Source organism: Piezobacter thermophilus (assembly GCF_055386745.1).
On the sequence record NZ_AP042380.1, the window covers coordinates 1,681,285 to 1,695,780 of the forward strand.

15 protein-coding genes are annotated in these 14,496 nt (G+C 66.8%); 6 read left to right on the forward strand and 9 right to left on the reverse strand.

What is annotated here, in order from left to right:
- Positions 1-52 precede the first annotated feature (52 nt).
- Positions 53-1,516 carry a diguanylate cyclase domain-containing protein gene (locus tag ACZ5CM_RS08180; RefSeq protein ID WP_464637500.1) on the forward strand — a complete coding sequence of 488 codons (1,464 nt, stop codon included), beginning with the start codon at positions 53-55 and terminating at the stop codon, positions 1,514-1,516.
- Here the strand turns inward: ACZ5CM_RS08180 and ACZ5CM_RS08185 are convergent.
- The 4 genes from ACZ5CM_RS08185 to ACZ5CM_RS08200 are packed head-to-tail and all read right to left on the reverse strand — an operon-like array spanning position 1,506 to position 3,990.
- Positions 1,506-2,351, reverse strand: coding sequence for an ATP-binding protein (locus ACZ5CM_RS08185; protein WP_464642539.1), 846 nt, complete (start codon positions 2,349-2,351; stop codon positions 1,506-1,508). The two genes, ACZ5CM_RS08180 and ACZ5CM_RS08185, sit on opposite strands and share 11 nt — an antisense overlap.
- A 29-nt stretch (positions 2,352-2,380) precedes the next feature.
- Positions 2,381-3,277 (reverse strand): twin-arginine translocase subunit TatC, encoded by an 897-nt coding sequence (tatC, locus tag ACZ5CM_RS08190; protein WP_464637502.1) that lies wholly within the window; start codon positions 3,275-3,277, stop codon positions 2,381-2,383.
- Positions 3,274-3,768 (reverse strand): Sec-independent protein translocase protein TatB, encoded by a 495-nt coding sequence (gene tatB, locus ACZ5CM_RS08195; protein ID WP_464637505.1) that lies wholly within the window; start codon positions 3,766-3,768, stop codon positions 3,274-3,276. Before tatB ends, tatC begins: the two co-directional genes overlap by 4 nt.
- A 6-nt stretch (positions 3,769-3,774) precedes the next feature.
- The gene (locus ACZ5CM_RS08200) at positions 3,775-3,990 is read right to left on the reverse strand and encodes a twin-arginine translocase TatA/TatE family subunit (RefSeq protein WP_464637507.1); all 216 of its coding nucleotides are present in this window, start codon (positions 3,988-3,990) and stop codon (positions 3,775-3,777) included.
- Positions 3,991-4,248: 258 nt separating this feature from the next.
- On the opposite strand from ACZ5CM_RS08200, the gene ACZ5CM_RS08205 reads away from it, so the two are divergent.
- Positions 4,249-4,929, forward strand: a complete 681-nt coding sequence (locus ACZ5CM_RS08205; RefSeq protein ID WP_464637509.1) for a helix-turn-helix transcriptional regulator — start codon at positions 4,249-4,251, stop codon at positions 4,927-4,929.
- A gap of 9 nt (positions 4,930-4,938) precedes the next feature.
- Here ACZ5CM_RS08205 and ACZ5CM_RS08210 read toward each other — a convergent pair whose 3' ends face one another.
- Positions 4,939-6,033 carry an ABC transporter ATP-binding protein gene (locus ACZ5CM_RS08210; protein WP_464637511.1) on the reverse strand — a complete coding sequence of 365 codons (1,095 nt, stop codon included), beginning with the start codon at positions 6,031-6,033 and terminating at the stop codon, positions 4,939-4,941.
- Between the two features lie 240 nt (positions 6,034-6,273).
- Here ACZ5CM_RS08210 and ACZ5CM_RS08215 point away from each other — a divergent pair, with 240 nt between their 5' ends.
- Both ACZ5CM_RS08215 and ACZ5CM_RS08220 read left to right on the forward strand, forming a co-directional pair.
- Entirely contained in the window at positions 6,274-7,377 is a 1,104-nt protein-coding gene (locus tag ACZ5CM_RS08215; protein ID WP_464637514.1) for a flagellar motor switch protein FliG, read from the forward strand.
- Between the two features lie 114 nt (positions 7,378-7,491).
- Entirely contained in the window at positions 7,492-8,427 is a 936-nt protein-coding gene (locus tag ACZ5CM_RS08220; RefSeq protein ID WP_464637516.1) for a lysophospholipid acyltransferase family protein, read from the forward strand.
- Here ACZ5CM_RS08220 and ACZ5CM_RS08225 read toward each other — a convergent pair.
- On the reverse strand, positions 8,424-9,125 hold the full coding sequence (locus tag ACZ5CM_RS08225) for a DUF1223 domain-containing protein (protein ID WP_464637519.1): 702 nt from the start codon (positions 9,123-9,125) through the stop codon (positions 8,424-8,426). The genes ACZ5CM_RS08220 and ACZ5CM_RS08225 overlap by 4 nt on opposite strands.
- Positions 9,126-9,430: 305 nt before the next feature.
- Between ACZ5CM_RS08225 and acnA the strand changes: the two genes are divergently transcribed.
- Together acnA and ACZ5CM_RS08235 are read left to right on the forward strand one after the other, a co-directional pair.
- Positions 9,431-12,178 carry an aconitate hydratase AcnA gene (gene acnA / locus ACZ5CM_RS08230; protein WP_464637522.1) on the forward strand — a complete coding sequence of 916 codons (2,748 nt, stop codon included), beginning with the start codon at positions 9,431-9,433 and terminating at the stop codon, positions 12,176-12,178.
- A gap of 271 nt (positions 12,179-12,449) precedes the next feature.
- Positions 12,450-12,887, forward strand: coding sequence for a DUF2231 domain-containing protein (locus tag ACZ5CM_RS08235; RefSeq protein WP_464637525.1), 438 nt, complete (start codon positions 12,450-12,452; stop codon positions 12,885-12,887).
- Between the two features lie 114 nt (positions 12,888-13,001).
- Here the strand turns inward: ACZ5CM_RS08235 and ACZ5CM_RS08240 are convergent, their stop codons facing one another.
- Genes ACZ5CM_RS08240 through ACZ5CM_RS08250 form a run of 3 tightly spaced genes read right to left on the reverse strand, consistent with a single transcriptional unit; the run spans position 13,002 to position 14,459 of the window.
- A complete protein-coding gene (locus ACZ5CM_RS08240; protein ID WP_464637528.1) occupies positions 13,002-13,559 on the reverse strand; it encodes a DsbE family thiol:disulfide interchange protein in 558 nt (185 codons plus the stop codon).
- Positions 13,552-13,710 carry a heme exporter protein CcmD gene (ccmD, locus tag ACZ5CM_RS08245; protein WP_464637531.1) on the reverse strand — a complete coding sequence of 53 codons (159 nt, stop codon included), beginning with the start codon at positions 13,708-13,710 and terminating at the stop codon, positions 13,552-13,554. Before ccmD ends, ACZ5CM_RS08240 begins: the two co-directional genes overlap by 8 nt.
- Positions 13,707-14,459: a heme ABC transporter permease gene (locus ACZ5CM_RS08250; protein WP_464637534.1), complete on the reverse strand. Its 753-nt coding sequence runs from the start codon at positions 14,457-14,459 to the stop codon at positions 13,707-13,709. The genes ccmD and ACZ5CM_RS08250 overlap by 4 nt, the downstream gene beginning before the upstream one ends.
- Positions 14,460-14,496: the final 37 nt, after the last annotated feature.

Sequence of the window (14,496 nt, forward strand, 5' to 3'; positions counted from 1 at the left end):
TCTCATGAAGAGTTCGGGACAGGCAACCGCAAAATTCGAAGGGGCGTGCACCGTGCAGGGAACCGTTCTGATCGTCGATGGGGTTTCGACCAACCGGATCATGCTCAAGGTCCTGTTGTCCTCGGCCTGGTATCACGTGGTGCAGGCCGACCGCATCGGCGGCATCACGGCAACCGCCCGGCGCGTCCGACCGGACGCGGTGGTGACTGCCATGACCCTGCCCGATGGCGACGCACCGGCGCTGCGGGCGGCGCTCGCCGCCTGTCCCGACCTCGCGGCGCTGCCGGTCATCGCCATTGCCCCACAGAACGACCGCGCTGCCCGCCTGCGGGCGCTGGAGGCAGGGCTTGACGATGTTCTGAACCAGCCGGTGGACGACACCATCCTTCAGGCCCGCCTGCGCCGCCTGATTCGCGCCCGCAGTGCCGAGCAGGAGTTCCTGCCGCGCCTGACGGTCGGCGACGGGCTGGCCGAGGCCCCGGCCCGCTTCGCCGGGCCGGACCGTCCTGCCTCCGCCCCGGCGCGCATTGCCTTGGTCTCGCGCGAGCAGGGGGGCGGCGCGCTCTGGCGGGTGCGATTGCGGGAGGCACTCGGCCCCCGTGCCGGCGAAATCCGTCTCATGTCGGTGCCCGAGGTGGCGGCGGCGCGGGATGCACCCGACCTCTTCGTGCTGCATCTGGACGCGACCGAGGGCGGGGCCGGCCTGGCGCTTCTGTCCGAGTTGCGGGCATGGCCGGGCAGCCGTCATGCGGCCATCGTCGCGCTGACCGATCCTGGCGATGCCCGCCTTGCGGCCGAGGCGCTGGACCGCGGCGCCGATGACGTGATGGAGACCGGATTCTGCGCCGAGGAGCTGGCCCTGCGGATCCGCGCGCAGCTGGCGCGCAAGGCGCGGCTGGATCTGGCGCGGGCGCGGCTGCGCGACGGGCTGGCGGCGGCGCGGACCGATCCACTCACCGGCCTGTCGAACCGCCGTCACGCCGACGGGCGGCTGGAGTTTCTGCTTGGGCAGGCGCGCCATTGCGGCAGCCGTCTTGCGGTGATGATGCTGGACCTCGATCATTTCAAGGCGGTCAACGATCGCCACGGCCACGCCACGGGCGATGCGGTTCTGATCGAGGCCGGCCGCCGGCTGCGGGTGGCGTCGGGGCCGGCGGGCATGGCCGCGCGCTACGGGGGTGAGGAATTTCTGGTCGCCTGTCCGGTGTCCTCGCCCGGCGAAGCGGAAGAGGTGGCCGAACGCTTGCGCCGCGCGATTGCCGAACGCCCCTTCCCGGCCCGCCGCCCCGGCGCAGGCCTGGCGGTCACCGCCAGCATCGGTGTCGCCGTCACGCCGCCACCGGGGCGGGCGGGAGAGGCACCATCCCCCACTGCGCTGATCCGGCAGGCCGATCGGGCGCTCTATCGCGCAAAGGCGGGTGGCCGCAACCGCGTGGTCCGGTTCCGCGGCACAGCGATCGCCGAGGGGACGGAAACGATGCCCGATCGCATCGCCTCGGGACCGCTCAGCCGATGACCACGCCGTGCCGTCCGGCCAGATCGACGAAGAACTGCCACGCCACCCGGCCCGAGCGCGCGCCGCGCGTGGCCTGCCACTCGATCGCCGCGGCCCGCAGTGCATCCGGGTCGGGTTGCAGGCCCCAGGCCGCGCAATAGCCCTCGATCATCGCCAGGTAGTCGCCCTGGCTGCACGGGTGGAATCCCAGCCACAGGCCGAACCGATCCGAGAGCGACACCTTTTCCTCGACTGCCTCGGAGGGGTTGATGGCGCTGGAGCGTTCGTTCTCGATCATGTCGCGCGGCATCAGGTGGCGGCGGTTCGAGGTGGCGTAGAACACCACGTTCTCGGGGCGCCCCTCGATGCCGCCATCCAGCACCGCCTTGAGCGACTTGTAGTGCTGATCGTCGTGACTGAAGGACAGGTCGTCGCAAAACAGCACGAACCTCTGCCGCGCCCCGCGCAGATGATTCAGCAACCGGCCGACCGAGGGCAGGTCCTCGCGCTGCAACTCGACCAGTTTCAGGTCGGGCGCAGATTCGGCCACCTTTGCATGGACCGCCTTGACCAGGCTCGACTTGCCCATGCCGCGCGCGCCCCACAGCAGGGCATTGTTGGCCGCGAACCCCTGGGCAAAGCGCCGGGTGTTCTCCAGCAGCGTGTCGCGCGCCCGGTCGATCCCGACCAGCAGCTCCAGATCGACCCGGCTCACCTTGTGCACGGGTTCCAGCCGGTCGGGGTCCACGTGCCAGACGAAGGCCGGCGCGACGTCGAAATCCGGCGTCGGCATCGGCGACGGGGCGATCCGTTCAAGCGCGGCCGCGATCCGCTCGAGCGGATCGCGGGCGGCCATGGCGGCAAGTTGATGCAGGTTTCCCGCCGTCACTTGCCGCTCTCCTCTTCGTCATCCTCCTCGAAATCGGCCAGCAGCGGCTCGTCGCCATAGTCGTCGTCGTAATAGCCTTCGGCGCGCAACTTTTCCTCACGCTTGGCCTCGACCCGGCGGACCAGGAAGATGGACACCTCGTAAAGCCCGTAGATCACCGTGAACAGGATCACCTGGGTGATGACATCGGGCGGGGTGACGATGGCGGCCAGCACCAGGATGCCCACCACCGCATATTTGCGTACGCCCGCCAGCCCCTCGGAGCTGACCAGCCCGACCTTGCCCATCAGCGTCAGCAGCACCGGCAGCTGAAAGCAAAGGCCGAAGGCGACGATGAACTTGATGGTGAGGTTGAGATATTCCTGCGCCGAGCCCTGGAAGACCACGCTCAGCGGCGGCGCGGCGTCCACCGCCCCGGCAACGGATTCGCCCTCGGCCCCGAACTGCTGGAAGCTGAGGAAGAAATTGTAGGCCAGCGGCGTCACCACATAGAAGGCGAAGGCCGCGCCCAGGAAGAACATGAAGGGCGAGGCGATCAGGAAAGGCAGAAAGGCGTTCTTTTCGGACTTGTACAGCCCCGGCGCCACGAAACGCCACATCTGCGTGGCGATATAGGGAAAGGCCAGGATGAACCCGCCCAGCAGCGAGACCTTGATCGCCACGAAGAAGCCTTCCTGGGGGCTGATGAAGATCAGGCTGCAATCCTGCCCGCGCTCGGCCAGCACCGCGCAAAGCGGCTGGGTCAGGAAGTTGAAAATCGGCGTGGCGACGCCGAAACTGATCACCATGCCGACGATGAAGGCCACCACCGAATGAATGAGCCGCGTGCGCAGCTCGGCCAGATGTTCGATCAGCGGGGCTGTCGTGTCGTCGATCTCGTCGCTCTGACTCATGCCTTGGTCCCGGTTTCGCCCGTGGTCTCATGCGTGGTTTCGTGCGTGGCCTTGACGGCCGCCTCGGCCTCGTCCGCCTTTGCCATCGCCTCCTGCGCCTCGCGCATCTTGCGTTCGGCGGCGGCCCGCGCGGTGGCTGCCTGGATTTTCTTCGCGGCCTCGGCGCGTTCGGCCGCCAGCTTGCCGGTTTCGCTTTCGGGATCGAAGCTGGTCGGATCCATCTCTCGGGTCAGGTCGCGGGCCGCGTCCCGCACCCCGTCCAGCGCCGCATCGACCGGATTGGTGGCGGCCTTCAGCCCCTTCGTTACCTCGCTGACCCCGGCCTGATCGGCAGCATCGTTCATGGCCCGGGAGAACTCGCGCGCCATGCCCTTCGCCTTGCCGACCCAGCGGCCGATGTTGCGAAACAGCACCGGCAGGTCCTTGGGCCCCACGACGATCAGCGCCACAATGCCGATCAGCAGAAGTTCGGTCCAGCCCAGATCGAACATCGGCGCTTACGCCTTGTCCTTGTCCGTTTCCGGGGTGACGTCCCGGGCCGCCTCGCCGGCATCCTCCTCCAGTTCCTTGGTGCCTTCCTTGACGCCGCGCTTGAAGGCGGTGATGCCCTTGCCGACCTCGCCCATGAGCGAACTGATCTTGCCCCGGCCGAACAGGACCAGAACCACGATCGCGATCAGAAGAAGGCCGGGAAGGCCGATATTGTTCAACATGTCCATCTCCTCATGTCTCGGGCGCGAACCCCGGCGGGCGCGCAATCTCTTCTCTTCGGCGTTCTACGCCCATGACCGGGCGGCGAAAAGCATCCAGAGCCCCGGGAAGGACCGAATCCGCCCATCGGTGGCCTCGAAAACCGGGGAAGTTTGATCTCCTGACAGTTTCATGTCAGTTTATCGCGCATGACCCGGTTCATTGCATCCACTCTGGCGGCCCGGCATCCCGGCGCTGCCGCCTCGTGACAGGCCGACCCCATGCGCCGCAATGATCGCCTGTTCGAGATCATAAGGATCCTGCGCGACGGCAAGCTGCATCGCGCGCAGGATCTTGCCGACCGGCTGGGGGTGACGACCCGGACGATCTATCGGGACATGGAGGCCCTGAAGAGCTCGGGCGTGCCGGTGCGCGGCGAACGCGGCACCGGCTATCGCGTGCGGGAGGTGGTCGCCCTGCCCCCGCTCACGCTCGAGGCCGAGGAAGTCGAAGCCCTCAACCTGGGCATCGCCATCGTGTCCGAGGCCGTCGACCCGGATCTGAGCGCCGCCGCGCGGTCGCTGGCCGACAAGATCGACGCGGTTCTGCCGACGCGAACCATTTCCGAGGCGGAGGAATGGAAATACGCCGTGCACCCCTTTGCCAGCGCCGCGCGCGGGTTTTCGCACATGAGCCTGCTGCGCAGCGCCATCAAGGGGCGGCAAAAGCTCCGCCTGGCCTTCCGCGATGGCGATGGCCGGCTGGTTCGGCGCACCGTCCGGCCGCTGCAGATGGATTACTGGGGGCGCGTGTGGACCCTCATCGCCTGGTGCGAGCAGAAGCGGGATTTCCGCGTCCTGCGGGTCGATCTCATCGAAGAGGCCACCGCCCTGCCGGAACTGTTCGTGGACGAACCCGGCAAGACGCTCGAGGATTTCCGCGCCCGTCCGGAGGCGGGCTGAAGGGCGCGCTCAGTCCCGCGCCGGAAACACGAAGCAGCGGTCCCGGCGCACGCTCAGCCACATGGGCCGGCCCGGTTCGGGCAGGAACACGTTGGGCACGGTGGCCTTCAGGATCGAATCGTCATGGTCCATGCGGAATTCCACCAGGCTTTCATGGCCCAGGAACCGCGCCCGCACGACGACGCCCCGCGCCGCCACCCCGTCCGAGGCTGTAGGCAGGGGGCCGACCCCGTTGCGGTCGAAATCCAGCCGCACGTGCTGGGGGCGGAACACGATGTCCACCTCGGTCCCGTCCGGGATCCCCGGCGCCAGAAAACGGCCGAAGGGGGTTTCCGCCAGCGCCCCGTTCACCACCGACCGCAGCACGTTGACATCGCTGAAGAACGCCACCGCCGCCTTGTCCACCGGCCGGGTATAGACATTGTAGGGTGCACCGCGCTGGACGATCCGCCCGGCCCGCATCAGGGCGATCTCGTCGGCCATGCGCATGGCCTCTTCCGGTTCGTGGGTGACCAGAAGCACCGCGGCATTCTCTTCCTTGAGCAGGGTCAGGGTCTCGTCCCGGATGCCGTCGCGCAGCCGGTTGTCCAGCCCCGAAAAGGGTTCGTCCATCAGCATGATCCGCGGCCGCGGCGCCAGTGCCCGCGCCAGCGCCACCCGCTGCTGTTCGCCCCCCGAAAGCTGGTGCGGATAGTCCCGCGCATGCCGGGTCAGGTGCACCCGCTCCAGCAGCTCCTCGACCCGCGCCCGCTTTTCCGCCTTGCTGCCGCGGCGCAGACCGAAGGCCACGTTGTCGGCCACGTTCAGATGCGGAAACAGGGCGAAATCCTGGAACATCAGGCCGATTTCGCGCCGCTCGGGAGGAACGCGGAAGATGGTGTCGCAGACCAGCTTGCCATCGACGTAGATCTCGCCCGAATCCTGCATCTCGACCCCGGCGATCATGCGCAGCGTCGTGGACTTGCCGCAGCCCGACGGCCCCAGAAGGCACATGACCTGCCCGGCCATGATGCTCAGCGACACGTCATCCACCACACGCCGCCCCTCGAACCGGCGCACCAGATTGCGGATTTCCAGTCTCGGGATCTGCTGATCCGGCGTCACGCTCGGCCCCTCTTTCCAATCCCGATCAAGAGCATCGGATTGCTGCGCAGATAACAACCCCGCGGGCCCCGTGCAAGCGGTCGGGAACCAGGCGGCGATGACCGGAGATGACCGGGAAGGATCGCCGCGCCCGGTTGCGGAAAATCCGATGCAGTTTTTCCGCGCCCGTTCAGTCATTCTTTACCGCCGCGCCGCAATCTGCCGACATCGGAACAGGCCGCACAACATGGGGGACGGACGATGCAGGACGGTGGCGCGCTTGCGCGGATCGAAATGGTCGGGACGGAGGCGGCGGAACGCTCGCCGGTGCCGGCCCCGCCGCCGCACCCGCTCTTGCCGCTCAACGGCCGCGCCAAGGCCGCGATCGTGGTGCGCCTTCTGCTGAAGGAAGGCGCCGATCTGCCCCTTGAGGACCTGCCCGAAGATCTCCAGGCCATCCTCACGCAGCAGATCGGCCGGATGGGCCTCGTGGATCGCGATACGCTTGCCGCGGTGGTGCACGAATTCGCCGAGGCGCTTGATGGCGTGGCGCTGACCTTTCCTGGCACTCTGGCGGGGGCGGTATCCGAACTCGAAGGCCGGATCAGCGCCCAGACCGCGGCGCGCCTGCGCAAGGAGGCCGGCATTCGCGCCGCGGGCGACCCCTGGGCGCGGCTGCGCGCCGTTCCGGTCGATGATCTGGTGGAGATCGTCCAGACCGAAAGCGTCGAGGTGGCCGCGGTGCTCCTGTCCAAGCTGGACACCGCCCGCGCCGCCGAGCTTCTGGGCCGGCTGCCCGGACCGCTGGCGCGCCGGATCGCCTTCGCCGTGTCTCGCACCGGCAATGTCACCCCCCAGACGGTGGAGCGAATCGGCATCGCACTGGCCGGACAGCTGGAAAGCCGCCCGCAACGGGCCTTCGAGGACGAACCGGGGAAAAGGATCGGGGAAATCCTGAATCTCTCCACCTCCTCCACCCGCAACGAATTGCTGGACGCGCTGGAGCAGACCGATGCGGATTTTGCAAGCTCGGTGCGCAAGGCCATCTTCACCTTTGCCCACATCCCCGCCCGGCTGGAGCCGCGCGACGTTCCCAAGGTGGTGCGCGCCGTGGACCCGGATGATCTGGTGAAGGCGATCGCTTTTGCCGGCGAGGGAGAGAACCGCGAAGCGGCCGAATTCCTGCTCTCGAACATCTCAAGCCGGATGGCCGACAACCTGCGCGAAGAGGCGGCCGAAAAGGGCTCCGTCAAGACACGCGAGGGCGAGGCCGCGCTGGCCGCCGTGGCCGCCGCGATCCGCAACCTCCAGCAATCGGGCGAAATAACCCTGCGCAGCAACGAAACCGACGCCGAGGAAGCGTGACGCGCCCGGCCCGCCTCTGCCGGCGGCAGGGCGCGCGGCGAAGCGCCCTTGTGGTCGCGAAGGCGGGGCTCTATGTCTGGCGGCGCGAAACCCACGGTCGCCGACTGCGAGACGATGCCCCTGCCCAGATCCGAAATCCCCCGCGCCCGGCTGCCCGGATATTTCCTGTCCTACCTGCTGGCGCGCGGCATGATCGGGCTGTTCCGGCTTCTGCCCTATCGCTGGCGCGTGCCGGCGACGGGCAAGCTGGCCGCCCATGTTCTGGCCCCGCTGGCCGGTTTCCGCAAGAGGATCCGCGACAACCTGGCGCTGGTCATGCCCGACATGGACGCGACCGAGGTGCGGCGCATGTGCATCGGCGTGGCCGACAATGCCGGCCGGGTGATGATGGAGCTGTTCTCGACCGAGGATCTGAAGGCGCGGGCCAGGCGCGCGCCGCTGGTCGGGCCCGGACTTGCCGCGCTGCGAGAGGCACGCGCCGAAGGCCGCCCGATCATCCTGGTGACGGCGCATTTCGGCAATTACGACGCCGCCCGGGCGCGTCTTGCCGCCGAAGGATATGTTTCGGGGGGGCTCTATCGCCGCATGGCCAACCCCTATTTCAACGACTTCTACGTTGCCCACATGCGCGCCATCGGCGGCCCGATGTTCGAACAGGGCCGGCGCGGGATGACGGAACTGGTCCGGCATCTCAGACGGGGGGGAATCGTCGGCATCCTCAACGACCTGCACGCCCATGGCGGAGCCAATCTCACGTTTTTCGGCAAGCCGGCGGTGACCTCGCTGATCACGGCCGAGCTGGCGCTGAAATACGATGCGCTGCTGCTGCCGGTCTATGGCATACGCCAGCCGGACGGCCTGGATTTCGAGGTGCGCGTACATGCGCCGATCCCGCATTCCGACCCCGTCACCATGACCCAGGCGATCAACGACGACCTCGAAGCGATCGTGCGCGAACACATGCCACAATGGTTCTGGATTCACCGGCGGTGGAAGACCTGGCCATATCCCGCCCGACACGCCCAGGCAAATCGGGCCGGCGGTACCTAATCGGCCCGCGCCGCCGCCACGATGGGCCCCAGCCCGGCACGCTGCACCAGTATCGCCGCCCGAAGGCCGGGATCGACCTGGGTTCGGAACTCGGCCGGCGCGGTGCCGTCCCAGCGCCCCAGCCTGCGCCAGTCCCGCACCACATTGGCATAATCCATGCGCCGGCCGGCGTTCTCGCCACGCGTGATCTCGACCTGCAGCAGCGGGGCATATTGCACGATGTGGACGTCGAACGGCCCTTCGCCCAGCCCGTCCCGCGGCGTCAGCCGGGCGACCACCGCCCCGCCCTGGCGAGACACCTCGATTTCGACGCGCCGATCATGCGCCGCACCGCGGGCGATCGCCTCAGCCAGCTGCATCGGCTTGGCGCCGGCAATCTCGTCGCGCCCGTCCACGATCATCTGCGGGGTATAGATCATGTCCCGCCCCGCCCGGCGGGCATATTCCTTCTGCCGCCGCGAAAAGGCCGGGTCCGCGAAGGTGTCCGCCCAGCCGATGTAATCCCAGTAATCCACGTGCAGGGCCAGCGGAAGGACATCCTCGCGCTGGGCAAGCTCGGCAACCAGCCTGTCGGCCGGCGGACAGGCCGCGCATCCCTGCGAGGAGAAAAGCTCGACCACCACGGGGCCCGATCCTGCCTGCGCCGCCCCGACCGCAAGGGTCCATGCCAGCGCCAGAACGGAAGGAAATGAAGTCATGCTGAAACGATCCCTGTTGCCCCGTCCGGTTTACCCGCGCCCGCCCGGCAAGACCAATCAATGATTCTTGATACCCGCGCGAGCAGCCGGCCATGGCGCGCCGCCTCCGCCCCCGCGTAGTATGGCCCGAAATTTCCGGCATCTTCCGCGATTCGGCGCGGAAAGGCGAGGTCGGGGCGAAAAAATGTGTGCAACGGTATACAAAATCCCCGCAGAAGGCGTTTCCGCTATTGAACGCGGGCGGCGGCTGATGCAGATAGCGCCCAGCACATTCCCGTTCTCACGATACCTTGAGGGAGATCCGCATGCCCATTACCGTTGGTCAGGATACCGCCAGCACGCGCCGCACGCTCAGCGTCGGCGGGAAAACCGTTGCCTATTACTCCATCCCCGCCGCCGAGGCCGCCGGGCTTGGCGACTTCTCGAAGCTGCCGGCGGCGCTGAAGGTGGTGCTGGAGAACATCCTGCGGTTCGAGGATGGCGGCTTTTCGGTCTCGACCGACGACATCCGGGCCTTTGCCGAATGGGCCGAGAAAGGCGGAAGCAACCCGCGCGAGATCGCCTATCGCCCGGCCCGCGTCCTGATGCAGGACTTCACCGGCGTGCCGGCGGTGGTGGATCTGGCCGCCATGCGCGACGGGATCAAGGCGCTGGGGGGTGACGCCCAGAAGATCAACCCGCTCAACCCGGTGGATCTGGTGATCGACCACTCGGTCATGATCGACCATTTCGGCAACCCGCGCGCCTTTCAGATGAATGTCGATCGCGAGTACGAGCGCAACCTCGAACGCTATACCTTCCTCAAATGGGGCCAGAAGGCGTTCGACAATTTCCGCGTGGTGCCGCCGGGCACCGGCATCTGCCACCAGGTGAACCTGGAATATCTCGCCCGCACGGTCTGGACCGATACCGACCAGAACGGCGAAACCGTGGCCTATCCCGACACCCTGGTGGGCACCGACAGCCACACCACCATGGTCAACGGCCTGGGCGTTCTGGGCTGGGGCGTGGGCGGCATCGAGGCCGAGGCCGCCATGCTGGGCCAGCCGATCTCGATGCTCATCCCCGAGGTGGTGGGCTTCCGCCTGACCGGCGAGATGGTGGAAGGCACCACCGCCACCGATCTGGTGCTCAAGGTGGTCGAGATGCTGCGCGAAAAGGGCGTCGTGGGCAAGTTCGTGGAATTCTTCGGGCCCGGCCTCGACCATCTGCCGCTGCCCGACCGGGCCACCATCGCCAACATGGCCCCCGAATACGGTGCCACCTGCGGCTTCTTCCCGGTGGACGGGGAAACCCTGCGCTATCTGCGTGTCACCGGCCGCGACGAGGACCAGATCGCGCTGGTCGAGGCCTATGCGAAGGCCAACGGCCTGTGGCGCGATGCGGATTACGCGCCGGTCTACACCGATACGCTGGAACTGGACATGGGCGACATCATCCCGGCGATTTCGGGGCCCAAGCGTCCGCAGGATTTCACCCCGCTGAACAAGGCGGCGGACAACGTGTTCCAGGTGATTTCCGAGTTTCGCGGCGAGAACGGCTCGGCCCAGTCCACCGACATGCTGGCCGAGGGGCCGGCTTTCGATCCGGTCGACGATCCGCGCCGCAGCGTGAAGGTCGAAGGCGCCGATTACGAGCTGCGCGACGGGGCGGTGGTGATCGCCTCGATCACCAGCTGCACCAACACCTCGAACCCCTATGTGATGATCGGGGCGGGTCTGGTGGCAAAAAAGGCGCATGAGCGGGGGCTCACCCCCAAGCCCTGGGTCAAGACCTCGCTGGCGCCGGGCAGCCAGGTGGTCAGCGAATATCTGGAAAAATCCGGCCTTCAGGAACACCTGGACGCGATCGGTTTCAACCTCGTGGGCTATGGCTGCACCACCTGCATCGGCAACTCGGGTCCGCTGGCGCCGGAAATTTCCGAGGCGATCCGCAAGGGTGATCTGGTCGCCACCTCGGTGCTGTCGGGCAACCGCAACTTCGAAGGCCGGATCAGCCCCGACGTGCGCGCCAACTACCTGGCCAGCCCGCCGCTGGTGGTGGCCTATGCGCTGGCCGGCGACATGAACATCGACCTCACGAGCGAGCCGCTGGGCCAGGACCGCGACGGCAACGACGTCTATCTGAAGGACATCTGGCCCACCAATCGCGAGATTGCCGATCTGGTGCACGAAACCGTCACCCGCGAGGCCTTCCAGAAGAAATATGCCGACGTGTTCAAGGGCGACGAGAAGTGGCAGTCGGTCGAGACCACCGACGCCGAAACCTATGACTGGCCGCCCACCAGCACCTATATCCAGAACCCGCCCTATTTCCGCGACATGTCCCCCGAGAAGGGCGAGATCACCAATGTCGAAGGCGCCCGTATCCTGCTGCTGCTGGGCGACATGGTGACCACCGACCATATCAGCCCCGCCGGCGCCATCGCCCCCGACAGCCCGGCTGCAAAATACCTGACCGAGCATCAGGTGGCGCCCAGGGATTTCAACTCCTACGGGTCGCGCCGGGGCAATCACGAGGTGATGATGCGCGGCACCTTCGCCAATATCCGCATCCGCAACGAGATGCTCGACGGCATCGAGGGCGGCTACACCAAGGGCCCCGACGGCAAGGTGACCAGCGTCTTCGACGCCGCCATGGCGTGGAAGGAACGGGGCACGCCCTTGGTGGTGATCGGCGGCGAACAGTATGGCGCAGGCTCCAGCCGCGACTGGGCGGCCAAGGGCACGGCGCTGCTGGGGGTGAAGGCGGTGATCGCCGAAAGCTTCGAACGCATCCACCGCTCCAACCTCGTGGGCATGGGGGTGATTCCCTTCGAGTTCACCGGCTCCGACAACCGCACCTCGCTGGGGCTGACCGGGGACGAGGTGATCTCGATCCGCGGCCTCGACAGCGTCGAGCCGCTGGCCGAGGTGCCCTGCGACATCACCTATGCGGACGGGACGACGAAGACGATCACGCTCAGGTGCCGGATCGATACCGCGCCCGAGATCGAATATGTCGAACATGGCGGCGTGCTGCACTACGTCCTGAGGAATCTGGCGCGCGGCTGATCCCGGCCCGGCCGAATCGACAACACCCCGGCGCAATCGCGCCGGGTTTTTCGTGCCGCGCGCGCGGGACCGATCCCCGCCAGATTCCGATATCCTCTTCCATGATGCGGAAAAAACGCCAAAATCCGCGTCGGACGCGGGTCCTGTAAGCCAGCTGCAAGGTTGGACGTCATATACGGCCGGGGCAACGACGGATGCCGCGCCCACGCGGATCCGCGCCATGACATGAACAGAGGACACGAACATGCCTGCGCTTGAACAATTTCACCCGATGATTCTCCATTTTCCGATCGTTCTGATTGTCGTGCTCGCAACGATCGACCTGATCGCCGTGGCACGCGGCCTGCCGCTGGGCGGGCGGGAAACCTATGCCTCGATGGCAGCCGCCTTTGCGGTTGCGGCCGGCCTTTCGGCGGTGCTGACGGCGATGCTGGGCGATGCCGCGCTGGACATCGCACAGACGCGCGGTTTTTCCCCGGACCTGTTCGAAACGCATGAAGGCCTCGGCTGGACCACGGCCATCGTCTTCGGCCTCTGGGGCGCGATCCGGGCCGTCCTGTGGTGGAAGCGGACCCCGCTGGAAGGCGGGCGCAAGACGGCCGTGGCGGTGGTCGACGTGGCGCTGGTGCTGCTGGTCGTGACAGTGGCCTATTTCGGTGGCCAGCTCGTCTATGAGCACGGGGTGAACATCCAGGCCCTGGCCAACTGAAGCCCCCCTTCACGAAGATTCCGAACCTGTCGGCGGGCGGAGAGCGATCTTCGCCCGTTTCCGTTTCCCGCGCGAGGCACCGGCGATGCGCAGGGGAGCTGCCCGGGAAGCGCCCTATTCGATTTTCCGTGCCTCTTCGATCATCGGCATGATGGTCTGTTCCAGAACCCGCCTGGTGATCGGGCCGGCATAACGGTTCACCACCCTGCCCCTGCCATCGATGACGAAGGTTTCGGGGGCACCGAAGATCCCCCAGTCGATCTTGGTCCGAGCCGTCACCGCCTGACCCTGCGCGGCATAGGGGTTGCCCCGTTCGGCCAGGTATTCAAGTGCCTTGTCCTCGGAATCGTCGAAGTCGATGCCATAGATCGGCACGTCGAGGTTGCGGCTCATCCACATGAGCGTCGGATGCTCGGCCCGGCAGGCCACGCACCACGCGCCCCAGAAGTTCACCAGCTTCACGCCCGGCGCGTCGAGCATGTCGCGCGTGAGGAACGCGTAATCGCCAAGCGGTTCCAACGACAGCGGCGGCGACGGCCGGCCCGTGCGGGCCGAGGCCGGCGGGTCCGGGGCGTCGCGCTGCATCCCGTAGAACACGATCGCAACGAAAAGGGCAAAAATCAGCGGCGGCAGGACGAGCAGCCACGAAGCGCCCTTTCGCGCCTCAGCCACGGCGAGAGGCTCTTTTCTCGATCCTTTCCATCTCGGCCCTGATCCGGCGGCCCCGCCACAGGCTGAGCCCGACCAGCGCCAGGATCAGGACGATGGATACTCCGTAGGCCGACAGAACGGTTTCGGCATATTTCCCAAGATCCGGCATCATGCGGCAACCCTTTCCCGCGCCATCAGTGCCCGGATCCGGCGGGCGCGGATTTCGGTTCCGGTCCGGTAGAGCACCAGCGCGATGAACAGCAGGATGAAGCCGGCGATGCTGACAAGCAGGGGATAGTAGAAGACATCGGCCACGTGCTCTTCCTTGTCGAGGCTGAGCGACGCGCCCTGGTGCAGTCCCTGGTTCCAGAAGTTCACTGCATAGCGGCTGAGCACGGCGAAAACCGACCCCACGATGCACAGTACCGAGGTCAGGTCGGCCGCCGTTTCGGGATCCTCGATCGCCTCCCACAAGGCGATGTAGCCGAGGTAGAACAGGAACAGGATCAGGAACGAGGTCAGGCGCGGATCCCAGGCCCACCAGGTGCCCCACATCGGCTGCCCCCAGATCGCGCCGGTCAGCAGCGCGATCACCGTCATCGTCGCCCCGATCGGGGCCGCGGCCCGGGCGGCAAGGGCGCTGACGTGATGGCGGCGCACCAGCCACACCAGCGAGGTGACCAGCATCATCAGCCAGGCGTTGATCGCCAGCATGGCCGAGGGCACATGAAGATAGATGATCTTGACGGTCGAACCCTGCCGGTAGTCGTCCGGCGTAAAGAAGAACCCCCAGACCAGGCCGACGACGATGGCGACCGCCGCGGTCGTCCAGAAGAACGGCAGCACCCTCTCGGTTGCGGCGAGGAACTTCTTGGGGTTCGCGTATGCCCACAGGGCATTCATTTTCTGCGAAAGTGACATGGCCGCTATCTAGTCCTTTCCCTGCCGCTTCTCAATT